Annotated in this window: 18 protein-coding genes, 3 tRNA genes and 1 other RNA gene; 13 read left to right on the top strand and 9 right to left on the bottom strand. The window is 43.0% G+C overall.

Annotated features, from left to right (window positions below):
* Nucleotides 1-218 precede the first annotated feature (218 nt).
* The 7 genes from LA303_RS04275 (at nucleotide 219) to uvrA (ending at nucleotide 9,058) form a co-directional block, all read left to right on the top strand.
* The gene (locus LA303_RS04275; protein WP_240526697.1) at nucleotides 219-2,297 is read left to right on the top strand and encodes a (Fe-S)-binding protein; all 2,079 of its coding nucleotides are present in this window, start codon (nucleotides 219-221) and stop codon (nucleotides 2,295-2,297) included.
* A 197-nt stretch (nucleotides 2,298-2,494) separates the two neighbouring features.
* Nucleotides 2,495-3,589: a redox-regulated ATPase YchF gene (gene ychF, locus LA303_RS04270; RefSeq protein WP_240526696.1), complete on the top strand. Its 1,095-nt coding sequence runs from the start codon at nucleotides 2,495-2,497 to the stop codon at nucleotides 3,587-3,589.
* A gap of 212 nt (nucleotides 3,590-3,801) precedes the next feature.
* Nucleotides 3,802-3,876: transfer RNA gene (locus tag LA303_RS04265), tRNA-Pro, on the top strand.
* Between the two features lie 51 nt (nucleotides 3,877-3,927).
* A tRNA-Ser gene (locus tag LA303_RS04260) sits at nucleotides 3,928-4,016 on the top strand.
* Between the two features lie 627 nt (nucleotides 4,017-4,643).
* Nucleotides 4,644-5,189, top strand: coding sequence for a dTDP-4-dehydrorhamnose 3,5-epimerase (gene rfbC / locus LA303_RS04255; protein WP_240526695.1), 546 nt, complete (start codon nucleotides 4,644-4,646; stop codon nucleotides 5,187-5,189).
* 30 nt (nucleotides 5,190-5,219) lie between these two features.
* Nucleotides 5,220-6,161 (top strand): lytic transglycosylase domain-containing protein, encoded by a 942-nt coding sequence (locus tag LA303_RS04250; protein WP_240526694.1) that lies wholly within the window; start codon nucleotides 5,220-5,222, stop codon nucleotides 6,159-6,161.
* Between the two features lie 41 nt (nucleotides 6,162-6,202).
* Nucleotides 6,203-9,058 carry an excinuclease ABC subunit UvrA gene (gene uvrA, locus LA303_RS04245; RefSeq protein ID WP_240526693.1) on the top strand — a complete coding sequence of 952 codons (2,856 nt, stop codon included), beginning with the start codon at nucleotides 6,203-6,205 and terminating at the stop codon, nucleotides 9,056-9,058.
* Nucleotides 9,059-9,082: 24 nt separating this feature from the next.
* Here uvrA and LA303_RS04240 read toward each other — a convergent pair whose 3' ends face one another.
* The 4 genes from LA303_RS04240 to LA303_RS04225 form a co-directional block, all read right to left on the bottom strand.
* A complete protein-coding gene (locus tag LA303_RS04240; RefSeq protein ID WP_240526692.1) occupies nucleotides 9,083-9,928 on the bottom strand; it encodes a BadF/BadG/BcrA/BcrD ATPase family protein in 846 nt (281 codons plus the stop codon).
* 32 nt (nucleotides 9,929-9,960) lie between these two features.
* Nucleotides 9,961-10,368 (bottom strand): diacylglycerol kinase family protein, encoded by a 408-nt coding sequence (locus tag LA303_RS04235; RefSeq protein ID WP_262901564.1) that lies wholly within the window; start codon nucleotides 10,366-10,368, stop codon nucleotides 9,961-9,963.
* 6 nt (nucleotides 10,369-10,374) lie between these two features.
* Nucleotides 10,375-10,881: a hypothetical protein gene (locus tag LA303_RS04230; protein ID WP_240526690.1), complete on the bottom strand. Its 507-nt coding sequence runs from the start codon at nucleotides 10,879-10,881 to the stop codon at nucleotides 10,375-10,377.
* A 103-nt stretch (nucleotides 10,882-10,984) separates the two neighbouring features.
* Nucleotides 10,985-11,794: an SDR family oxidoreductase gene (locus LA303_RS04225; RefSeq protein ID WP_240526689.1), complete on the bottom strand. Its 810-nt coding sequence runs from the start codon at nucleotides 11,792-11,794 to the stop codon at nucleotides 10,985-10,987.
* Between the two features lie 109 nt (nucleotides 11,795-11,903).
* Between LA303_RS04225 and tkt the strand changes: the two genes are divergently transcribed.
* Complete coding sequence (gene tkt, locus LA303_RS04220) at nucleotides 11,904-13,883, top strand: transketolase (protein ID WP_240526688.1); 1,980 nt, start codon at nucleotides 11,904-11,906, stop codon at nucleotides 13,881-13,883.
* A gap of 10 nt (nucleotides 13,884-13,893) precedes the next feature.
* Nucleotides 13,894-14,565, top strand: a complete 672-nt coding sequence (gene rpe / locus LA303_RS04215) for a ribulose-phosphate 3-epimerase (protein WP_240526687.1) — start codon at nucleotides 13,894-13,896, stop codon at nucleotides 14,563-14,565.
* Here the strand turns inward: rpe and LA303_RS04210 are convergent.
* Genes LA303_RS04210 through LA303_RS04190 form a run of 5 tightly spaced genes read right to left on the bottom strand, consistent with a single transcriptional unit; the run spans nucleotide 14,562 to nucleotide 19,505 of the window.
* Entirely contained in the window at nucleotides 14,562-15,830 is a 1,269-nt protein-coding gene (locus LA303_RS04210) for a glycosyltransferase (protein WP_240526686.1), read from the bottom strand. The two genes, rpe and LA303_RS04210, sit on opposite strands and share 4 nt — an antisense overlap.
* A gap of 52 nt (nucleotides 15,831-15,882) precedes the next feature.
* Nucleotides 15,883-16,929: a PDDEXK nuclease domain-containing protein gene (locus LA303_RS04205; RefSeq protein ID WP_240527108.1), complete on the bottom strand. Its 1,047-nt coding sequence runs from the start codon at nucleotides 16,927-16,929 to the stop codon at nucleotides 15,883-15,885.
* Between the two features lie 51 nt (nucleotides 16,930-16,980).
* Nucleotides 16,981-18,021, bottom strand: coding sequence for an NAD-dependent epimerase/dehydratase family protein (locus LA303_RS04200; RefSeq protein ID WP_240526685.1), 1,041 nt, complete (start codon nucleotides 18,019-18,021; stop codon nucleotides 16,981-16,983).
* Between the two features lie 3 nt (nucleotides 18,022-18,024).
* Nucleotides 18,025-18,969 (bottom strand): glycosyltransferase family 2 protein, encoded by a 945-nt coding sequence (locus LA303_RS04195; RefSeq protein WP_240526684.1) that lies wholly within the window; start codon nucleotides 18,967-18,969, stop codon nucleotides 18,025-18,027.
* Between the two features lie 14 nt (nucleotides 18,970-18,983).
* Nucleotides 18,984-19,505, bottom strand: a complete 522-nt coding sequence (locus LA303_RS04190) for a DUF4199 domain-containing protein (protein ID WP_240526683.1) — start codon at nucleotides 19,503-19,505, stop codon at nucleotides 18,984-18,986.
* A 78-nt stretch (nucleotides 19,506-19,583) separates the two neighbouring features.
* Here LA303_RS04190 and ffs point away from each other — a divergent pair.
* The 4 genes from ffs to LA303_RS04170 all read left to right on the top strand — a co-directional run bounded on the left by ffs (nucleotide 19,584) and on the right by LA303_RS04170 (nucleotide 22,575).
* Nucleotides 19,584-19,682, top strand: an RNA gene (ffs, locus tag LA303_RS04185) — signal recognition particle sRNA small type.
* Between the two features lie 97 nt (nucleotides 19,683-19,779).
* Nucleotides 19,780-19,853, top strand: a tRNA-Met gene (locus LA303_RS04180).
* A gap of 988 nt (nucleotides 19,854-20,841) precedes the next feature.
* The gene (locus LA303_RS04175; protein ID WP_240526682.1) at nucleotides 20,842-21,657 is read left to right on the top strand and encodes a DUF3108 domain-containing protein; all 816 of its coding nucleotides are present in this window, start codon (nucleotides 20,842-20,844) and stop codon (nucleotides 21,655-21,657) included.
* A gap of 9 nt (nucleotides 21,658-21,666) precedes the next feature.
* Nucleotides 21,667-22,575 (top strand): DMT family transporter, encoded by a 909-nt coding sequence (locus tag LA303_RS04170; RefSeq protein ID WP_240526681.1) that lies wholly within the window; start codon nucleotides 21,667-21,669, stop codon nucleotides 22,573-22,575.
* The last annotated feature ends 29 nt before the right edge of the window (nucleotides 22,576-22,604 follow it).

Below are 22,604 nucleotides of genomic sequence, written 5' to 3'. Positions count from 1 at the left end.
ATGTGCAGCGGCACAGGCAGGGCGACAGGCGAAGCCCCTGCCTGCTGCCTGCGAAACACGATTTCCGGACAAGGGGCTATAGCAAAGCACCCGCCCGGCCGCCCAAATCCTAAAACGATTGAAATTAGTACGCATGCGTAATATTTATATTCATTCTTAATTAAAAAGTATGTAAAATTGTACTTCCGTTTTTTGCGAATTATTAAAACACAAATATTATGACCAAACAAATTGTCTTTTCGATTGTATTGCTCATTACGCTGGGCGTTTTTGCATACAGTATCCAGCGGTATTTCCGCTATTTTAAGTTCACCAAAAAGAAACCGCTGGGACAGTGGGGAAAACGGTTGTGGAAAACCATTGAAGTGGCAGGCTTCCAAACCAAGATTTTCCGCCGGCCGTGGATCGGATTGGTTCATGCTTCGGTATTCTGGGGCTTTATGCTCATTCTTTTCGGCAGTATCGAAATGGTCTTTGACGGACTGTTGGGTACCGAAAAAATCTTTGGCGGACTGGGATGGTTTTACGATTTTATGATGGCCAGCGCCGATATTTTTGCGCTCATCATCAGCATTGCCATGATTATTTTTATTGCCCGCCGGGTCATTTTCCATGTAAAACGTTTTTCGGGCATCGAAATGAAACCGGTTTCGGAATATGATGCACTGCTGGCATTGACAATTATTTTCTTTCTGATGATTTCGCTCATGGGAATGAATACTTTTTATTATTTGTGGGCTACCAAAACCGGTGAACCGGTGATCGGTATTTATCCGATTGCCCAACATTTGTGGGCACCGTTGTTTGCCTATGTCACTCCTGAGAAAGCCTGGTTTTGGTATCAGTTTTGCTGGTGGTTTCATATTACCCTGATATTCATCTTTGCCAACATACTTCCCTACTCCAAACACTTCCATGTGTTTATGTCGGTACCGAACGTATTTATCAGCCGGCTGGAACCTTACGGATACATCGAAAACATGCCTAACATTACCAAAGAGGTGAAAATGATGCTGGATCCGGAAGCTACATTTGACGAAACGGAAGAAGAAGGCGAACCGGAACGTTTTGGCGCACTGGATGTGGATGATTTAAAATGGACCAATTATTTTAACTCGCTGGCTTGTACCGAGTGCGGCCGGTGTACTTCGGTGTGTCCGGCCAATATCACCGGGAAACTGCTTTCGCCCCGTAAAGTGATGATGGACACCCGCGCCCGCATGAAAGAAAAAGGCCCGGGATTGCTGAAAGAAGGAAAAGATTACGACGATGGCAAACATTTGGTTTTCGATTACCTTACCGAAGAAGAACTTTGGGCTTGTACCCTGTGTAACGCCTGTGCCCAGGAGTGCCCGATTGAAATCAACCAACCTTCTATTATTTTGGAAGCACGGCGTTATCTGGTGATGGAAGAATCCAAAGCGCCATCAGGACTTAACACGGTGTTCACCAACATCGAAAACAACGGAGCTCCGTGGCAATTCTCGCCGGAGGACCGTTTGTTGTGGGCCGAGGGACTTGATGTTCCGGTAATGGCTGACCTGTTTGCCAACAACAAAAAACCGGAATACCTGCTTTGGGTAGGTTCGGCCGGTGCTTTTGACGACCGTTACAAAAAAGTAATGCAGGCTTTTATAAAAATTCTGAATTACCTGAAAGTGGATTATGCCGTACTGGGTACGGAAGAATCGGACAGCGGTGATGTAGCCCGCCGTGCCGGAAATGAAATGCTTTTCCAGATGCAGGCACTCACCAATATTGAAGTGATGAACGGTTATGAAGTGAAGAAAATCGTCACTTGTGATCCGCACGATTTCAATACGTTGAAAAATGAATATCCTGACCTTGGCGGAAATTACGAAGTACTGCATCACACCCAGTTCCTGAAAAAATTCCTGGACGAAGGCAAGTTGAAAATCGATAGCGATAAATTTGCCGGTAATACCATTACTTATCACGATCCGTGTTATTTGGGTCGCGCTAACCAGGAATATGATGCTCCGCGTGAAGTACTGAAAGCTATTCCGTCAGTAAAAGTGGAAATGGAGAAGAACCGCAGCTTTGCCATGTGTTGTGGTGCCGGCGGCGGACAGATGTTCAAAGAAGCCGAAAAAGGCGAAAAAGAAATCTTTATCGACCGTACAGAACAAGCACTTGAAACCGGCGCCGACATTATTTGTACCGCCTGTCCGTTCTGTATGACCATGCTTACCGACGGGATCAAATACAAAAACAAAGAAGAGGAAGTGAAAAATTATGATATTGCCGAGCTGGTAGCTATCAGTCTTGACTTATAAGGTCATTTTCTTTTAAAAATCAAAGCCGGGATTTCTCAAAGGAAATCCCGGCTTTTTGCTATCCGGACAAATTTCATTCTTTTAAAAAACAATTTCGATAAAAATCTTTTCCGGTCACAGTCCGGGAATTCGTTATCTTTGCCCGCCGGAAATCAGGTTGATCTTCCGGAATTTTTCACAAAATAAACACAACAAAAATGGCTTTAAATTGCGGTATCATCGGTTTGACTAACACAGGCAAAACCACCATCTTTAACTGTATGTCCAACACAAAAGCCGAAAGTTCAAACTACGCATTCAGCGCAACCAAATCCAATAAAGGGGTGGTTAATGTTCCTGATCCGCGATTGTACGAACTCGACAAACTTTTACCTGCTGACAAACTGGTTCCGGCTACGGTTGAAATTGTTGACCTTCCCGGTTTGGCCAAAGGAGCCAGCCAGGGTGAAGGCGTGGGGAACAAATTCCTTGCCGATGTTCAGCAAACCGACGCACTCATTCATGTGCTGCGCTGTTTTGACGACGACAATCTTCCGCATATCGAAGGTTCGGTTGATCCTGTCCGCGACCTGGAAATCGTTAATTTTGAATTGCAGGTCCGTGATCTGGATTTGGTTCTAAGAAAACTACAACGGCTTGAAAAACTGGCTAAAACCGGAAATAAAGAAGCCAAAAAAGGCATTGAGGTGCTAACGATTTACAAAGAGCACCTGGAAAATTTCGGAAACGCAAGTACTGCCCCCGTCAATGAGGGAGATGAAGAATATATCCACGATTTACTTTTGCTTACCGCCAAACCGGTTATTTATGTATGTAATGTGGATGATGCTTCGGCAATTTCAGGCAATGCTTATGTAGATAAGGTAAAGGCAGCCCTGCCTGATGATGCCAAAATTTTGGTCATTGCCGGCGAACTGGAAGCCGAAATTGCAGAACTGGAAGAAGACGAAGACCGGAAAGCTTTTCTGGAAGATGCCGGATTAACCGAACCGGGCGTAAACAAATTAATCCGTGCAGCTTATGATGTGTTGAACCTGCAATCATTTTTCACCATTGGCAAAACGGAAAACCGCGCATGGACGATCCGGAAAGGAATGACGGCTCCGGAAGCGGCCGGAGTTATCCACAGCGACCTAGAACGGGGTTTTATCCGCGCAGAAGTGATGAGCTATGAAGATTTTATCCGGTATGGCTCGGAGCAGGCCGTAAAAGAAGCCGGAAAATTCAGAGTAGAAGGAAAAAGCTATATTGTACAGGATGGCGACATTTTGCATATCCGTTTCAACATATAATCGGGGAGATCAAAACAATCCATATTTTTCAAAATATTTTGAAAATATTTTTTTGCAGATAAAGAACAAAGTTCTATTTTTGCACTCCTTTTGTAAGGAAACATCAAAAACGTTCTTTTTATTTTGATAACATCAAAGAAAGCGCAGTCCGGTAGCGTATTCCGGCAGAAAATCCGGGAAAGATGCAGGGGCTCTGCGTCAGAATAAATTTACGGGGTATAGCGCAGTCCGGTTAGCGCACCTGCTTTGGGAGCAGGGGGTCGTAGGTTCGAATCCTACTACCCCGACAGTATTTTCTTTGAATGTAAAATAAATTCAGTACGAACCAGAAAATATTCGGAGAGGTGGGTGAGTGGCTGAAACCACCGGTTTGCTAAACCGGCGTACCTGTCAAAGGGTACCGGGGGTTCGAATCCCCCTCTCTCCGCTTTCTTTTTAAAAGCTGCTTTCTCAGGCAGCTTTTTTTATTTTGACAAGTAAATTTTTACTGCAACCAATTTCCACCACAAAAATTTATTTCAAACTCAAACTGAGTGGCTGATCCGCCAACCGGCGGATGATAAACCGGCGTATCCGCCAGATGGCGGAGTACCGGGGGTTCGAATCCCCCTCTCTCCGCTTTCTTTTTAAAAGCTGCTTTCTCAGGCAGCTTTTTTTATTTTGACAAGTAAATTTTTACTGCAACCAATTTCCACCACAAAAATTTATTTCAAACTCAAACTGAGTGGCTGATCCGCCAACCGGCGGATGATAAACCGGCGTATCCGCCAGATGGCGGAGTACCGGGGGTTCGAATCCCCCTCTCTCCGCTTTCTTTTTAAAAGCTGCTTTCTCAGGCAGCTTTTTTTATTTTGACAAGTAAATTTTTACTACAACCAATTTCCACCACAAAAATTTATTTCAAACTCAAATTGAGTGGCTGATCCGCCAGCCGGCGGATGATAAACAAAGAATAACCGGAAACCGTTATAGCATCTGTCAATGTCGTTGATCACTAATCAACGCTTACCATCCCTTTTGAGGAAAATCGTATCTTTACTTCAAATTTTTTGTCATGGAAATTGTAAAAACAAAAATACCCGATCTGTACATTTTAAAACCGAAAGTATTTGAAGATGAGCGGGGTTATTTTTTTGAATCCTACAACAAAGAAACTTTTCTTAAGCTGGGCATTGACCAGAATTTTGTACAGGACAACGAATCGAAATCCATGAAAGGGGTTTTGCGCGGGCTTCATTTTCAAAAACCGCCTTTTACCCAGGGAAAACTTGTACGGGTGATGCACGGTGCAGTATTGGATGTGGCAGTCGATCTCCGGAAGAAATCGCCCACTTACGGGCAATGGGCTTCCGTAATCCTTACCCATCAAAACAAATGGATGTACTGGGTTCCGCCTGGCTTTGCCCACGGATTTATTACACTGGAAGACAATACAGTATTCTTTTACAAATGCACCAACGTGTACAACAAAGCTTCGGAAGGAAGTATCCGGTGGAATGATCCGGATTTGAATATTGACTGGCAACTGAAAGAAGATCCCATTTTGTCGGAAAAGGATAAAAATGCTCCTTTTTTCCGGGAATTTGACAGCCCCTTTTGATTTGAAAACAAACTAAACCTTACCACAATTATGAACCGAAATCTTTCTTATTTCATACTCCTGTTGATAGTCGTTGCACTTATATTAAGCAGTGTTGTCTATCAGCAAAAGCATCGGGATGTCAGTTTACCGGGCACCAACAAGCAATACTACAAAATTGTGCCTCTGAGTATTCCGGACACATTAAGTTTTGCCGGCGAACCGGTACCCTTAGATATTTTTTATGTCCGCGAGGCTCTCGACCGGGAACTTTCGGTAAATACCTACTGGCACTCTTCCACCCTGCAACTCATCAAACGGGCTCATCGCTGGCTGCCGTTTATTGATACCATTTTGGTGGATGAGGGAATTCCGCTTGACTTTCGCTATATGCCCATGGTAGAAAGCGGGCTCCAAAATGTAGTTTCCCCGGCACATGCGGTAGGTTTCTGGCAATTATTAAAAAGTACAGCCAAAGAAAACGGATTGGAAGTTGACCGGGAAGTGGACGAACGATACAATGTGGAGAAATCAACCCGCGCTGCCTGCCGTTACTTAAAAAAATCGTACAAGAAATTTGGAAACTGGGCTCTGGTTATCGCCAGCTACAATGCCGGGCAAAAAAGAATTGAGAAATTTTTAAAACAACAACAAGCCACTTCGTTTTACGATCTCCTGGTAGCTGACGAAACCTCACGTTACATCTACCGGATGCTGGCATTGAAAATGATTTTTGAGAACCCGAAAAAATATGGATTTTATATTCGTCCTTCCCAGGAATATCCAATCATTCCCACGCATACGGTGGAAGTAAAAGGTGCTGTAAAGAGCTGGGCAACATTTGCACATCAGCACCATATTTCTTACAAACTATTAAAATATTTTAATCCCTGGTTACGGCGTACTTCACTAAAAAACCCACATCACAAAACCTATTTTATCAAGATTCCGGATGCGCCATACAACCTGACCGACGCAAAATTGAAGGAATAAATGTAATTTTGCCGATTAAAAAATATCCGGGACAAAATTTCATGGATACAGAAAAAGAAAATGCGGGCAAGAATTTCCTGAAAATCAGGGGAGCCAGGGTTCATAATCTGAAAAATATTGATGTAGATATTCCGCGAGACCAGTTGGTAGTCATCACCGGTCTAAGCGGAAGCGGCAAATCATCTTTGGCTTTCGACACCATTTACGCGGAAGGACAACGGCGTTATATGGAAACTTTTTCGGCTTATGCCCGCCAATTTATTGGTCATCTGGAGCGCCCTGATGTGGACCAGATCAACGGATTAAGTCCGGTGATTTCCATTGAACAAAAATCGGTTAACCGGAATCCGCGTTCCACGGTGGGAACCATTACAGAAATTTATGATTTCTTACGGCTACTTTATGCCCGTGCTTCCGAAGCTTTTTCGTACAACACGGGCGAAAAAATGGTACAATACAACGAAAATCAGATTGTTGATCTGATCATAAAAGATTATACCGGAAAAAATATTTCTGTTCTGGCCCCGTTGATTCGCAGCCGGAAAGGACACTACCGTGAACTCTTTGAACGTATCCGGCAACAAGGATTTTTACGTATCCGGGTAGATGGGGAGATCAGGGAAATCAGTCCGGGAATGCAACTGGACCGGTATAAAACCCACGACATTGAGGTAGTCATTGACCGCTTGCCGGTTGAGAAAAAGATGAAAAACCGGTTGTCAAAAACCGTGGAAACGGCATTAAAACACGGAAACGGCGTTTTGATGGTTTGGGATGAATCGTCTGAACAGGGACGTTTTTTCAGCCGGAAGATGATGTGTCCGACCACCGGAATTGCTTATGACGACCCTGAGCCCAACCTTTTTTCGTTCAATTCACCACACGGTGCCTGCCCGCGGTGCAACGGACTGGGAACCATCAAAGAAGTGGATCTGGAGAAAGTTTTTCCGGATAAAAAACTTTCCATTCGCAAAGGCGGAATTGCTCCTTTGGGCGAATACAAAAGCACCTGGATATTTAATCAGCTGGAAACCATCGGCATCAAGTATGGCTTTACCTTGGACACCCCTATTCAGGACATTTCCGACAAAGCCATGGATATTATTTTACACGGCTCTCACGAAACGGTGGAAATAAAAAAAGAATATCTCGGTATTACTTCTTCTTATTCACTCACCTATGAAGGATTGTTAAGCTATCTTGAAAATTCACATACCGAAAGTGCTTCACGCTCTTCGCAAAAATGGGCTGCCCGGTATATGAACACACAAATTTGTCCGGAATGTCAGGGAGCCCGGTTAAAAAAAGAAGCCCTTTATTTTAAAATTGACGGAAAAAATATTTCCGAGTTGGCCCGTATGGATTTAACCGAACTAAAAAACTGGTTAAACGGACTGGAAGACCGGCTGAACGAACGGCAACGCCGTATCGCCCGCGAAATTTTAAGAGAAATACGGGTCCGGCTCAATTTCTTACTGGAAGTAGGGATTGGTTATGTGAATTTAAACCGGCCGGCAGCTTCTTTATCCGGAGGCGAATCACAACGGATCCGGCTGGCTACACAGATTGGTTCGCGACTTACCGGCGTGTTATACATTCTGGACGAACCCAGTATCGGACTGCATCAACGCGACAACCACAGGCTGATTGCTTCGCTAAAAGACCTGCGGGACATCGGCAACAGTGTTATTGTGGTGGAACACGATAAAGACACTATTTTATCGGCAGACCACATTCTTGAGATTGGCCCGGGAGCCGGCAGACTGGGAGGTGAAATTGTAGCCCAGGGAACACCTACCGAAATCCTGAAAAAAAATACCCTGACCAGCCTTTACCTGAAAGGAGAAAAGCAGATTCCCTTCTCAACAAACCGGCGGCCCGGCAATGGAAAAACAATCGTTCTGCAGGGAGCCCGGGGGAATAATCTGAAAAACGTAACGGCACGCTTTCCTTTGGGTAAGTTCATTTGTGTTACCGGAGTTTCCGGAAGTGGAAAATCAACTTTGGTCAACGAAACATTATATCCCATTCTTAATGCCCATTTTTTTCATGCATTAAAAGAGCCGCTACCCTACGACACCATCGAAGGGCTGGAAAATATTGACAAAGTCATTCAAATTGACCAGTCACCCATAGGACGTACTCCCCGCTCCAATCCGGCCACTTACACCAAAGTATTTGACGAAATCCGGAAACTTTACGGACAACTCCCCGAAGCCAAAATCCGCGGATACAAACCCGGACGGTTTTCATTTAACGTTAAAGGAGGCCGGTGTGAAACCTGCAAAGGAGCTGGTGTTCGCGTTATCGAAATGAACTTTCTGCCGGATGTGTATGTTTTGTGCGAAGATTGTCAGGGTAAACGTTATAATCGTGAGACACTGGAAGTTCGGTATAAAGGAAAATCCATCAATGATGTGCTGAACATGACCATTCGTCAGGCTGCAGAATTTTTCACCCATATTCCGGCTATTGCCCACAAATTGCAAACGCTGAAAGATGTCGGTTTAGGCTACCTGACATTGGGACAATCTTCTACAACCATTTCAGGCGGAGAAGCCCAGCGGGTAAAACTGGCTACCGAACTCTCCAAAAAAGATACCGGCAAAACACTTTACATCCTTGACGAACCGACCACCGGTCTTCACTTTGAAGATGTGAAAGTATTGCTGGATGTCCTGAACAAGCTGGTGGATAAAGGAAATACCGTGATCGTGATTGAACACAACATGGAAGTAATAAAAGTGGCTGACCATATTATTGATTTGGGACCAGAAGGCGGAAACCGGGGAGGAGTAATCATTGTGGAAGGAACACCGGAAGAAATTACTCAAAATACGAAAAGACTGACGGCCCATTATCTAAAAAAAGAGTTGGAAACCCCTTTTCATCCTTAACAAAAAAATCCCCGGTTATTTGGTTTATTCTCCGTCCGAATGATAAGCAATCAGTCCTTCCATGGGCTCTTGAAGAATAATACCGATATGAAGATTTTCTTCCTGCAAAACTTCCAGCAATTCATTCCTGAAATGCCAGGCTACCGAACCGGTAAAAGAAATTTCTTTTTCCTGATAACCGGTATATTTTTTGACCTGTTCCGAAAGGAAATCACGAAAGTTTTGTTTCACCAGGTTTTTTACGGTTTCTTCATCCAGATGAGCCGAAGCAAAAGGCGACAGTTGCGAAATCCAGCGATTAGGTTGTGATTCTCCGTAAATTTTATGCAAAATGCCTCCAAAATCAAGTCCTGTATAATCATAAAATTTACGCGTAATCGGTTCTGGCATTTCTCCACTCAGGAAAGCTTTTAGCATAATCTTTCCAAGATAAGTAGCGCTTCCTTCATCTCCCAGAATCCAGCCGGTAGAAGGTACATTTTCCACAATATACTGTCCATCCCACAAGCACGAATTAGAACCGGTTCCCAAAATACAGGCCACTCCTTCACGATTTTTCAACAAGGCTACTGCCGCAGCATACAAATCGTGATGGGTTTCTATGACTGCTTTTTGAAAAAACTTTTCCAGGATTGATTTTATCTTGTTGCAGTTTTCAGTACTGGAACAACCTGTTCCGTAAAAAAACACATCATCTACAACACTGGTTTTCAGCGTAGCAGGAAGCCCTTGGGCTATGCTTTTAGTAATTTCTTCTGTAGTAGAATAATACGGGTTAAATCCGGGAGTTGTAAAGTTTTCCACTATCTGTCCGGCATCCAAAAGTACCCAATGGGTTTTTGTCGTGCCACTTTCAACGATCAGTTTCATCTGTTTAATCATTAATCAATCTTCGGGCATTTTCATAACCAAGCCCAAATTTTTGGCGCAAAGATAAAAACTCCTATTAAAGCAGCTGTAAGCGCACAAATCAACACGGCACCTGCCGCTAAATCTTTGATTTTTGCTGCTTTCTCTCCCCATTCCGGATGCACAATATCTGTAAGTTGCTCAACAGCAGTATTAAATGTTTCTGCCGCCAAGACCAAACCAATGGCAAGAATAATGAAAAGCCATTCCAAAAGAGACAAGTTCAACAGAATACCGGCAACGACAACCAAAAAAGTAACGGTCAGATGAATCCAGAAATTATGCTGTGTTTTCAGCATAAAACGAATTCCCCGCCAGGCATAAACAAAACTCCGCGCCCGTTTTCGAAAAGAAAAAGAACCGGATGATAAATCACTTTTTTTTGAGTCTGCAGCTTCCATGATACATCAAAACTTTTCCCACAGGGTAGAAAATATCTGTTTTCTTCCGGCACATAAATCCTGCTTCACCCGAAAGTAAATCTTATCTTTTTCCTTTTTAAATGTATAAATACCAGGAGTATGGCTACACTTGTCTTTGGTATTGGTGTATAAAACAGATACCGTATTGCCTGAAAACTGAAGGGTTCCGCGAACCAACTCATGATCAGAAACCGAAGGAAGTTCCAAAGTAAAATGAGAACCATGAATTTCCAGTATCCTGCCGTCACTGCTGCTCACCCAGGTACCATCCAGCACATGAGACACCGTTTTAACAGGCTTTACTGCCGTTTTTTCCGTTCGAACGACACGTGTTTCCTTTTGTTTTGATGTGGGTTGTTCCACTGAAAAAAAGAAAAAGTATACCGCCACAGCGAGCACTACGATAATGAGAATCGCAATAAAAACAACGGAAAGCGAACTGCCGGTTTCTTTCTGTCGTTTCGTTCTGGTTTTTCGCTTTTTGACGCTCATGGTATTTTTGGGGCTAAGGTAAAAAATAATCAGGACAGAGAATAAATGCGCTAAAAGTGCATTTTAAAATTTATCCCGTTTTAAACGGGAGTAAATGCCGATATTACAAGAACTGGTTTTTAATCCGGTCACTGATTTCCCACAACCGTTCCTGCACTTTTTTATCGTAAGAAATAGCCGCTGATTTGGCAGGACTCCGGTCCATCAGATACCATCCGGTTTTCCCTTCCATTTCGGGCGAAACCACTGCATAAATTAAATTTTGTGCTCCCTGATGGACATCAGCACCGCCTATCCCCCATCCGGCATGTAACAATTTGGTACTGATGACTCCCGGATGCAGACAGTTTGCCGTAACTCCGGTTTCTTTTAATTCCCGGGCCAGTTTGTAAGTAAACAATACATTTTCCAGTTTGGAAACTGCATAAGCGTTATACGGATCAAAATATTTTTCTCCGTTCAGGTTATCAAAATCAATACTTCCCGACTGGGCCATGGAACTTACGTTAACGATGCGGGCTCCCGGTGTATTTTTTAACAAATCCAACAATTCCAACGTCAAGGTAAACGGTGCCATATGATTCACCATAAAGGTACGTTCCAATCCGTTAGGCAAAATTACCCTTTCATTTTCAAAAACACCGGCATTATTCAACAACACATCCAACCGGTTATAGCGGCTTTTTACGGTATCAGCCAACGTTTTAATTTCTTTGAAATCTGTCAGATCGGCTTGTACAGCATCCACGTTCGGATTTTGAGTTTCTTGTCGTATCAAAGCCGCAACAGTTTCACTTTTTTCTTTATTACGCCCATGCACCAAAACATGAATTCCTTTTTGAGCCAACTCCAGGGCCGTTTGTTTTCCGATACCATCCGTAGCCCCGGTAACCAGTATCTTTTTCTGTTCCATTATTTTACGCTTTATCCGGCTCAAAATTACGAAATTGCAGGAAAATCGTATTTTTGTCAGCAATCAAAAAATTATTTATTCATTTAATAACCATCTGATAATAAGCAATATGAATTTAAATACAGAACTGGATAAAAAAACAGTAGCCGTTATTCGCAGCCTGGTAATGGACGGAACACGTAAAGCCAATTCGGGCCACCCGGGCGGAGCCATGTCATCAACAGACATGGCTTATATCCTTTTTAAATATTACCTGAAAACTGATCCACACGATCCGCGGTGGTTGAATCGCGACCGGTTTGTTCTGTCAGCCGGACACGAAAGTATGTTGCTGTATGCCCTTTTGCACCTGCAGGGTTATCTGCCTTTGGATGAATTGAAACGTTTCCGCCAGTGGGGCAGTCTGACACCAGGACATCCCGAATACGGACTTACTCCGGGCGTGGATGCTACCACTGGACCATTGGGCCAGGGTGTAGGCATGTCAGTAGGAATGGCCATAGCAGAAACTGTTCTTGCAGCCCAAATGGGAAATGATATTATTGACCACTACACTTATGTACTGGCCGGTGACGGCGACCTGCAGGAACCTATTGCTTTAGGTGCTGCTGCCAATGCCGGACATTTCGGACTGGGAAAACTGATTCTCTTTTACGATAAAAACAACGCACAAATTTCGGGCAGTACTTCCCGTGCCGATAGTACCGATATCAAAAAAGTTTTTGACGGCTTTGGCTGGCAGGTATTGGAAATTGACGGACACGACCATGTACAGATCAGTCTGGCTATTGATCAGGCCCGGGAAGAAAAGAACAAGCCGACCATCATTATCGGACATACCGTAATGGCTAAAGGAGCCGCTACGGTAGAAGGCGATTTTCACACACACGGATCACCGCTGCCGCCGGAAGAAATTGCAGCCACAAAAGCCAAAAACGGATTGCCGGCAGACAAAGACTTTTATGTCCCTGAAGAAGTTTACACCCATTTCCGCTCACATTACAAAACCTTAAAAAAAGAAGTGAACGCATGGAAATCGAGGGTAAAAGAAAAATCAGCAAATGACGCCGCCTTTGCCAAAAAATTCGAGGCCATCACCAGCAACAACCTGACACCCGATTTACAACTTCCTGAATTTAAACCCGGTGAAAAGTTGGCTACGCGGGCTTCATTTGGCAAAACACTGGCCCACTTTGCACAGCAAACCGATACATTATTGGGTGGCTCAGCCGACCTGGAACCTTCCAACAATACCAAAGCGTATGCTGATGTTTCCGGCGAGTTTACCCGTAACAACCGCAGCGGACGCAACTTGTCGTTTGCCGTACGCGAATTTCCCATGGCAACTATCCTGAACGGCATTGCACTGCACGGTGGTTTCCGTCCGTTTGGCGCGACTTTTCTGGTCTTTTCCGATTATGCCAAACCGGCCATGCGGCTTTCAGCATTAATGGAATTACCTGTTTTATATACATTTACCCACGATTCGTTTTACGTAGGCGAAGATGGCCCTACCCATGAGCCCATAGAACAGCTTGCCGGCCTGCGTGCCCTGCCGGAAATGTATGTTTTCCGTCCGGCAGAAGCCCGCGAAACCGCAGCCTTGTTACAGTTTGCGCTGGGTGTGAATAACAAACCATCTACTTTTGCTTTTACCCGCCAGGGAGTTCCTACTCTTGAAGTAGAAAACGTAGAAGAAAAAGCAAAAAAAGGTGCTTACATTGTGGATGGCGACGAAAATGAAAAACCAGACATTATCCTGATCGCCAGCGGATCGGAAGTGCATCTGGCTCGTTCGGTTGCTCAGCTTATTCAGGGAAAAAAGGTCCGTGTAGTGAGTATGCCTTCCATGGAGCTTTTCGACGAACAACCGCAGGAGTACAAGGATGCCATTCTTCCGCCGGATGTGAAATACCGCGTAAGTATCGAAGCGGCCAGCACTTTTGGATGGGCAAAATATGTGGCCAACGGGTGGTGTTTCGGTCTGGATCATTTCGGCGCATCGGCCCCGGCCGGAGTACTGGAAAAAGAATTCGGTTTCACCCCCGAAAACATTGCCAAACTGGTGGAAGAACGTTATCCGCAGTAAAACAAAGAACATGGAATCACAAAAAATCCAAATTGCGCCTTCCATTCTTTCGGCCGACCTGCTCCGGCTTGAAGAACAGGTAAAAGCCCTGTCGGAAAACGGAGCCGACTTCATTCATGTGGATGTGATGGACGGCCATTTTGTGCCGAACCTTACCTTCGGACCGAATATGGTAAAGGCGCTGAAGCGTATTACTTCCGTGCCGCTGGATGTGCACTTAATGATCAGCAATCCTGATGCGTACATTGAGGTTTACGCCCGTGCTGGCGCCGATATCCTGACCGTGCATCAGGAAGCCTGTACCCACCTGCACAGAACAATACAGAACATTCATAATCAAGGAATAAAGGCCGGAGTTTCATTAAACCCGGCCACTTCACTCTCCACCATCGAGAATGTGCTGGACGATTTGGATTTGTTGTTGATTATGACAGTTAACCCGGGATTTGGCGGACAAAAATTTATTCCGCAGGGACTCAGAAAAATCGCGGAAGCACGAAAAATGATCAATGCTTCGGGTCGTGATATTTTGCTTGAAGTAGATGGCGGCGTGGACCTGCAAACGGTGGAAAGTATTGTGCAGTCCGGCGCCAAAGTACTGGTCTCGGGCAGCGCTGTTTTCGGCCAACCGGATATTGTAAAAGCCATGCAGGAATTAAAAGCAAAAGCAGAAAAAGCTTAACGCAAAATCTCTTTGGCGTAATTTTCCCAGCTCATATTTTTGGATGTCTCAGCCACATTTTCACGTGGAATGGGATGTTCAATGGCCTTACGCATCACTTCGGTCATAGAATCAATATTTTCCGGTTCGGCAAGATAGCCATTGTATCCGTCTTTGACCGTTTCCATAAAATGCCCCACTTTGGTAGCCAGCATGGGCATGTGGAAATTGTATGCAATGGACTCAATGCCCGAAGGGGTAGCCGTCAGATAAAAAAGCATGATGTTATCGCTCACCTGAAAATATTTATGCACCATTTCGTTGGGAACAAAATCGTTCATCACATACGTTTTGTCTTTCAGGTTCAGTTCATCAATCAGGGCCAGTGGGTTATAATTCTTTTCGTCATCCTGTTTTTTCAGAAAAATCTTTTTGGCCAGACCGAAAGTGGCATTTTTGATCCGGGTAGATAATTTATTACTGTCCAGGGTATTCCAGAATGATTCGCCCACAATAAGCAGCGACACATCATCACGTTCTTCGGCCAGGCGGGCAAAAGCTTTGATGACATTGTGCAGCCCTTTGTATTTACGGATAAAGCCAAAAAAGAGAAAAACGTGTTTTTTCAGACCCATCTGTTTTTTGGCTTTTTGCACATCAAAGTCCGGATCAGGCTGAAACATATCGTACACCGGATGATACAGTTTCATCACCCGAATTCCTTTTCCGGTAAATTTCTGACCGCGTTCCAGCACTTCAAACTGTTTTTTCGGAAAAAGCTGTTTCAACTCATCCGCCGTTTTGTAAGCATGGACCACATAAGCATCGGCATGACGGATTCCTTTTTTTGTAAAAAGCATATCCAGTGCACTGCCTTCTTTTTGAATGACAAAATGCAGGTCGAAAATCACTTCGATATCCTTGTTTTTCCGAAGTTTCCGGGCAATATATCCCAAAGGCAACCCTTGAATAGCAATGGCCCACTGAAAAATTACCTTTTGCGGTTTCAGCTTTTCGATAAGCCGGACAGTAGCTTTCCAGGAAAGCGGATTGTTGTAGTTGGTAATGTAATGCACTTTGATGCCCGTGCCGGCCAATTGGTCCACTTTACTCTTCCGGTCGATAAAATCGCGGGGAATAATAGCCGGATATTGCTGGGTCCACGAAACAATGTGGACGTTGGTATCATCCAGTTTATCGAACGCTTTGGCCAGCGAAGTGTTGTAGTTAGCAATACCGCCTTTAAACATGGGGCCGGGCCCAAAACAAACAATGGTTTTTTTCATCAAGTTTATATTCTTTATCGCAAATTAAATTTATACAGCAGAACGATTCTGTTCAGTATAATTGATTCTTTTTTATAGATAATTCTTTTTCAATATCTTCTATAGCAGGCAATTCTTTTTTTATTTTCTCCGAAACTGATTTGGTTAATTCGTATTCAGCCACACCAATAGGCTGGGAAGTTCCCCGCAAAGCATATTCGGCAATTATCCGTGACTTAGATTTACAAAGAAGTAAACCAATAGTAGGATTTTCACTTTTTGTTTTAAAAATATCATCCACCGCTGAAAGATAAAAGTTCATTTTCCCGGCATATTCCGCTTTAAATTCTCCAGCTTTTAGCTCAATTACCACATAACATTTTAATTTTATATGATAAAAGAGCAAATCAATATAAAATTCTTTTCCGTCCACATGTAATGGGACTTGCCGCCCGACAAACGAAAATCCTGTACCTAACTCAAGAAGAAAAGATGTAATGTGTGTAATGAGTTGTTCTTCTATTTCTTTTTCCAATGCTTTCTCCCGCATTGTTAAAAAATCAAATTTATACGGATCTTTCAACGTTTCGATAGCCAACTCAGAATGTGGACGGGGTAAAGTCCGTTTAAAATTTGTTACAGCATTTCCTTTTCTATCGTACAGCCCCAGTTCGATTTGATGTTGCAATACTGTTCTTGACCAATTATTTTCCAGTGTTTTTTGCACATAAAACAATGCTTCATCCACTTGTCGTGATTTAGTAATAATCAACACATTCTGCCCCCATGGAATTTGTCCAACAAGTTGTTGGACTTTTTTTACGGGGATATCGGATGAACTATAAAATTCATACCATTTTTTCATAGAAAAGAGGTTGCTTCTGGAAAATCCCTGTTGTCCGGGAAACATCTTTCTTAAATCATTTGATAACTGTTCTACAACAGCAGCACCCCATTTCTCCGTTTTTGATTTGTCAGAAATTGACTTCCCCAGTTCCCAGTAAAGTTGCAACAGCTCTTTGTTTACAGACAAAGATGCCTTTATTTGCGTTTTCCGGATAAGCTTTTTTATCTCTTCAACCCATTGACGATATTTATCATTGTTCGTTATAGTATTCATAGTAGTACCCAAATTAGTTACCGGAAGAAAACAATGGTGATTATAAAAAACTTACAATTTTTTCAAAGCCGCTTCGTACACCCGGCGCATGCCTTCTTCGAGTGAGATTTTGGGTGTCCAGCCAAATTTCTCCTTCACCAGGGTTGGGTCGCCGTAACGCGACTGCACGCCTACCGGTTTGTCGAGCAACGGTTTGATGGTGGGTTTGTATCCGGCAAACGAAGTAAACACATCAATTAATTCCAGAAAAGTGGTGAGTTTGCCCGAGCCGATGTTGTAAGCCGAGCCATCGTGTACCTGATCCATTAAAATTTCGATAAAATCCAAGATATCATCAATATGGACAAAATCACGGCCCTGTTTTCCGCTACCCCATACTTCAAAAGGATTTTCTTTTTTGGCTGCCCGCAAGGCAATAGCCGGGACAGGATAGCTGGTTTCCTGGTCTTCGCCGTAACCCGAAAACGGGCGGATACAAACGATGGAAATACCGTAATGTTTGGCAGCGATCTGCGCCAGAAATTCGCCGGTGAGTTTAGTCCAGCCATAGGTCATATCGGGTGTACCCAGGTTGCCGTTAAAATCGATATCGCTCTCTTTGAGCGCCAGGGCCCCTTCCACATTTTGCAAGCTGGTAGGATAAGCGGCACTGGAACTGGGATAAAGTACCCGGTCGGGTTTATGGCGGGTAATCCAGTAGAAAAATTCGGCATCGATGCTCAAATCAAGTCCCACCATCATGGGATCGCCATCAATTTTCATCCTTCCGCCCACAATGGCCGCAAAGTGGAAAACATCGTTAAAATGATCGAAATCCAGTCCGTATTTTTCCTGCACATAGCGTGGATTCTCCCGTTGATAAAACAAAAAATTCCGGAAATCACCTTTCCAGAAATAGAGCCTTTCGTCTTCACCAATCACTTCCAAATCTTTCAGTGGTTTGGAAGTATAATTATCCAGCCACTCTTTGGGATGGCGTCCGATGGAAAGGTCGTCCACCACAAATACTTTATCATTCGTTGTTTTCAGCAGGCGTTTCACCATATTTCGTCCGACAAAGCCGCAACCGCCTGACACAAGATGTATCTTCATGAATTATTTTTTAAAGTTGATGTATTTTTTAATGTGATATTTTTTCATTTCGTTGGAACTCCGCGAGATCATCTCACCAAGAAAACCGGCTAAGAAAAGCTGTGTTCCCAGCACCATGGCCAGCAATCCGAAATAAAAGAGCGGACGATCCGTCATTTTATAAGCTTCCAGGAAAACCTTCGCGTAAGCAAGATACCCGGCAATGATAAAACCGATAAAAAACAACAACGAACCCAGTGCCCCGAAAAAGTGCATAGGACTCTGGATAAACCGCGAAGTAAACGTGATGGAAAGCAAATCGAGATACCCTTTGATAAACCGGTCCATCCCGAATTTGGTCACCCCGTATTTCCGTTTACGGTGTTGCACCACCTTTTCGCCGATTTTCCGGAAACCGGCCCATTTGGCAATCACCGGGATATAACGATGCATTTCGCCATACACTTCGATGGCTTTTACCACATCCGAACGGTACGATTTCAGCCCACAGTTAAAATCGTGCAGCTTAATGCCCGAAAGTACCCGTGTGGTAAAATTGAAAAACTTGGATGGGATGGTTTTGGTTACCGGATCATACCGTTTTTTCTTCCAGCCCGACACCATGTCGTAACCCTCTTCCTTAATCATCCGGTAGAGTTCGGGAATTTCATCGGGACTGTCCTGCATATCGGCATCCATCGTAATCACCACATCACCCGAAGTCATTTTAAACCCTTCGTTCAGCGCCGCTGATTTACCATAATTCCGCAAGAAACGAATGCCTTTGATATTTTCGTTTTCAGCAGAAAGTTCTTCGATGATTTCCCAGGAACGGTCGCTGGAACCATCGTCCACATAAATAATTTCAAAAGAAAAATGATTGGATTTCATCACACGTAAAATCCAATCATTCAATTCTTTTAATGATTCTTCTTCGTTGTATAGCGGGATAACAACCGAAATATCCATGGATTCATTTTTTGCTACGCGATGGTTCTGTCCTCACGTTTGGCAAAAATAGCAATTATCAGCGAAAAAATAGTCCCTGTAAACAGGTTTGAAATAAATTGAGAAAATGCGCTGATTCCCGGGCTGGCAAACATTTTTACCAAATGCATGGCTTTTTGCAGCTCTTCATCACTGATATCCGGATTAGAAGCCAAGATCTTATCTTCGGCTTTGGTAAGTGCATCAGTAAGTGCTCCCGGATTGATATCTTTCAGGTAGAAATAGCCAAAAACACCAAGAACAATTGCCACAAAAATAGCAATGTAAAAACCGGTAACAAAAGCTTTGCCATAAGACATGACTCCATCCAGCTGTTTTTCTCTGATTTGAGAAATCCCCCAGTACAATCCGCCTACGTACAGAAAATAACTGATCAGATTCCAATAAGAATGAACATCTATTCCGGCAAGGAACAGAACAAGGGTATAAACAGCCATAGCCACACCTGTAATAATGCCAAACTGGATGGCCGGCACAAAAGTTGATTTTTGTTCCATTTGTATGATTTTTTTGTTTCTGATGTAAAAATAAAAAGTTTTTTCTTGCAAGACAAAAAACATTTGTATTTTTGCAGCGGGTAAGTCTTATACGACCAGCTCCTGCTGAATTCCCCCAGGCCCGGAAGGGAGCAAGGGTAGGCGGTTGTAGCGGTGCGATATAAGTAGCTTACCCATTTTTTTTGAAAAAACGACCGAAAACAAAATAAAATAGGGTGCATGAAAAAAAATCCTTGTGTAATCTTTAATTTTTTTATTTTTGCACCCTCAAAACGGCGAGGTAGCTCAGTTGGTTAGAGCGTCGGATTCATAACCCGGAGGTCCCGAGTTCAATTCTCGGCCTCGCTACATTTAAAGGTCAGGAAGAAATTTCTGGCCTTTTGTTTTTTTAAAAGAAAAAATTTTGGAGGATTCATATCCGCCGGCTGGCGGACCCGAGTTCAATTCTCGGCCTCGCTACATTTAAAGGTCAGGAAGAAATTTCTGGCCTTTTGTTTTTTTAAAAGAAAAAATTTTGGAGGATTCATATCCGCCGGCTGGCGGACCCGAGTTCAATTCTCGGCCTCGCTACATTTAAAGGTCAGGAAGAAATTTCTGGCCTTTTGTTTTTTTAAAAGAAAAAATTTTGGAGGATTCATATCCGCCGGCTGGCGGACCCGAGTTCAATTCTCGGCCTCGCTACATTTAAAGGTCAGGAAGAAATTTCTGGCCTTTTGTTTTTTTAAAAGAAAAAATTTTGGAGGATTCATATCCGCCGGCTGGCGGACCCGAGTTCAATTCTCGGCCTCGCTACATTTAAAGGTCAGGAAGAAATTTCTGGCCTTTTGTTTTTTTAAAAGAAAAAATTTTGGAGGATTCATATCCGCCGGCTGGCGGACCCGAGTTCAATTCTCGGCCTCGCTACATTTAAAGGTCAGGAAGAAATTTCTGGCCTTTTGTTTTTTAAAAGAAAAAATTTTGGAGGATTCATATCCGCCGGCTGGCGGACCCGAGTTCAATTCTCGGCCTCGCTACATTTAAAGGTCAGGAAGAAATTTCTGGCCTTTTGTTTTTTTAAAAGAAAAAATTTTGGAGGATTCATATCCGCCGGCTGGCGGACCCGAGTTCAATTCTCGGCCTCGCTACAAAAAGAGGCTGTCTTAACAAAGACAGTCTCTTTTTTTAATGAAAAAGCGCACCGGATTCCCCGGATTCAATTTCCGGAAATATCCTTGCACAGCATCTTTACATCTGACAAACTGTTATTTAGCGGCATTTCACATTACCAACAAAACGAATTGCAATTTTTCTTCGGCAAACAGCGGTTTTTATTACTTTTGAAAATTCAGAACATCTTATGAAATTAAAAACCATCACATTCTTTTTCAGCCTTATTCTGTTAGCCGGAATTCCCAATAGCCAGGCCCAATCCACGTTTGATTATCCTTTTTCACCCCATGAAAACTTAAGGTTACGGGTTTATTATAACCTGGGACCAATTTGGGTATATGCAGGATATGCTGATTTGAAAACAGATACTTTAACCTATGATGGAAAACCATCTTTTCATTTTATTGCAACCGGATACTCCTTAAAAAAATATGCATTCATCTTTAAACTGGAAGATCATTACCAGGCGATTGTGTCAAAGAAAGGATTCCGTCCGCTGTATTACGAGAAAAAAACCCTCGAAGGCGGCTATTTTATCCATAACATTTACCACTTTCACTGGGAAAAACAATACATGAATGTCCGTACCGAAACCTCTACCAAACCCCTAAAAGACACCATTCTTTCTCTTAAAAAGCCACTATATGACGTACTGAGTGCTACGTACTACCTTCGCATTATCAACACAGATTCATTACCGATAGGCGACACCATCCCGGTTCCTCTGGTTGTAGACGGGAAAAAAACAACATATTACATTGTCTATACAGGGAAAGGCACAATGGAACATAAACGAAAAAAAATCAAATGTGATGTTTATAAAGCCGTTCTTTTGAACAGTACTTTTTTTTCCGATACCGACCCACTACTGGTTTATATTACAGACGATCAGTATCGTTACCCGGTTTATGTAGAAGCCAATATCGTTGTCGGATCAATAAAAGTTTTCCTGATGCCTTATCTTGATTATAAACCCCATTTTAAGCCACACAAAAAACGATAACCTTTCTTCATGAAACCCCTCCATGTGCATATTATTGCTTTCATTTCTATGTTTTTCTGGGGCATGTCGTATGTTTGGTCTAAAATTGTTTTTGAAGTTTACTCTCCGCTAACCACCATTTATTTCCGTTTGCTAATCTCTTTTGTGGTTCTTTTTATTTTTGGTTATGCCACCGGACTGTTGAAACCCATACAAAAAGCTGACCGCTGGTTATTTTTGGGGAGCGCATTCCTGAATCCGTTTCTTTACTTTATAGGCGAAAATTATGGCTTAAGTATGGTTTCTGCCTCTTTAAGCTCCATTATTGTGGCTACCATTCCACTTTTTGCCCCTTTTGCCGGCTGGTTTTTTTTCAGGGAAAAATTGAAACCCTTCAATATAGCCGGGCTGATTTTGTCCTTTGCCGGATTGTTATTGATTCTCTTAAATAAAGATTTTGAACTCAGTGCTAATCCGTGGGGAATTTTACTTTTGTTTCTTGCTGTATTTTCCGCCGTATTTTATGTGGTGGCTTTAAAAAAACTGAGTCGTCATTATAATGCGGTAACCATTATTGCGTGGCAAAACATGTTGGGTTCTCTGTATTTCCTGCCCTTTTTTCTTGTTATTGACGGAAGCTCTTTTGTGAATATTAAACCCGGAATACTTGTTATTGTTTCGTTGTTAATGCTGGGTATCTTTGCTTCATCGGTAGCTTTTGTTTTATACACGCTGGTTGTGAAATATCTCGGTGTTATTAAATCCAGCCTTTACACCAACCTGATCCCGGCTTTTACGGTTATATTCTCTTTTTACCTGCTCAGAGAAGAATTCAGCTTGCGAAAAACAATCGGGATGATTATTGTTATTCTTGGCGTAATTTTATCGGAAACCGGAAAAATCCCGTTACCCAAAGTCCTAAAAAAATCAAGGAATTAAAACACTAACCACCAGAAAAAACAGACAAC

The sequence above is a fragment of the Candidatus Sulfidibacterium hydrothermale genome (genome assembly GCF_020149915.1).
GTDB lineage: Bacteria > Bacteroidota > Bacteroidia > Bacteroidales > F082 > Sulfidibacterium > Sulfidibacterium hydrothermale.
Note: the sequence above shows the minus strand (reverse complement) of the source record. Positions and strands in the feature narration are given on the sequence as shown.

Bases quoted from the DNA above. Each gene is read 5' to 3' on its own strand.
- LA303_RS04275 (WP_240526697.1), top strand. From the start codon at position 219: ATGACCAAACAAATTGTCTTTTCGATTGTATTGCTCATTACGCTGGGC.
- ychF (WP_240526696.1), top strand. From the start codon at position 2,495: ATGGCTTTAAATTGCGGTATCATCGGTTTGACTAACACAGGCAAAACC.
- rfbC (WP_240526695.1), top strand. From the start codon at position 4,644: ATGGAAATTGTAAAAACAAAAATACCCGATCTGTACATTTTAAAACCG.
- LA303_RS04250 (WP_240526694.1), top strand. From the start codon at position 5,220: ATGAACCGAAATCTTTCTTATTTCATACTCCTGTTGATAGTCGTTGCA.
- uvrA (WP_240526693.1), top strand. From the start codon at position 6,203: ATGGATACAGAAAAAGAAAATGCGGGCAAGAATTTCCTGAAAATCAGG.
- LA303_RS04240 (WP_240526692.1), bottom strand. From the start codon at position 9,928: ATGAAACTGATCGTTGAAAGTGGCACGACAAAAACCCATTGGGTACTT.
- LA303_RS04235 (WP_262901564.1), bottom strand. From the start codon at position 10,368: ATGGAAGCTGCAGACTCAAAAAAAAGTGATTTATCATCCGGTTCTTTT.
- LA303_RS04230 (WP_240526690.1), bottom strand. From the start codon at position 10,881: ATGAGCGTCAAAAAGCGAAAAACCAGAACGAAACGACAGAAAGAAACC.
- LA303_RS04225 (WP_240526689.1), bottom strand. From the start codon at position 11,794: ATGGAACAGAAAAAGATACTGGTTACCGGGGCTACGGATGGTATCGGA.
- tkt (WP_240526688.1), top strand. From the start codon at position 11,904: ATGAATTTAAATACAGAACTGGATAAAAAAACAGTAGCCGTTATTCGC.
- rpe (WP_240526687.1), top strand. From the start codon at position 13,894: ATGGAATCACAAAAAATCCAAATTGCGCCTTCCATTCTTTCGGCCGAC.
- LA303_RS04210 (WP_240526686.1), bottom strand. From the start codon at position 15,830: ATGAAAAAAACCATTGTTTGTTTTGGGCCCGGCCCCATGTTTAAAGGC.
- LA303_RS04205 (WP_240527108.1), bottom strand. From the start codon at position 16,929: ATGAATACTATAACGAACAATGATAAATATCGTCAATGGGTTGAAGAG.
- LA303_RS04200 (WP_240526685.1), bottom strand. From the start codon at position 18,021: ATGAAGATACATCTTGTGTCAGGCGGTTGCGGCTTTGTCGGACGAAAT.
- LA303_RS04195 (WP_240526684.1), bottom strand. From the start codon at position 18,969: ATGGATATTTCGGTTGTTATCCCGCTATACAACGAAGAAGAATCATTA.
- LA303_RS04190 (WP_240526683.1), bottom strand. From the start codon at position 19,505: ATGGAACAAAAATCAACTTTTGTGCCGGCCATCCAGTTTGGCATTATT.
- LA303_RS04175 (WP_240526682.1), top strand. From the start codon at position 20,842: ATGAAATTAAAAACCATCACATTCTTTTTCAGCCTTATTCTGTTAGCC.
- LA303_RS04170 (WP_240526681.1), top strand. From the start codon at position 21,667: ATGAAACCCCTCCATGTGCATATTATTGCTTTCATTTCTATGTTTTTC.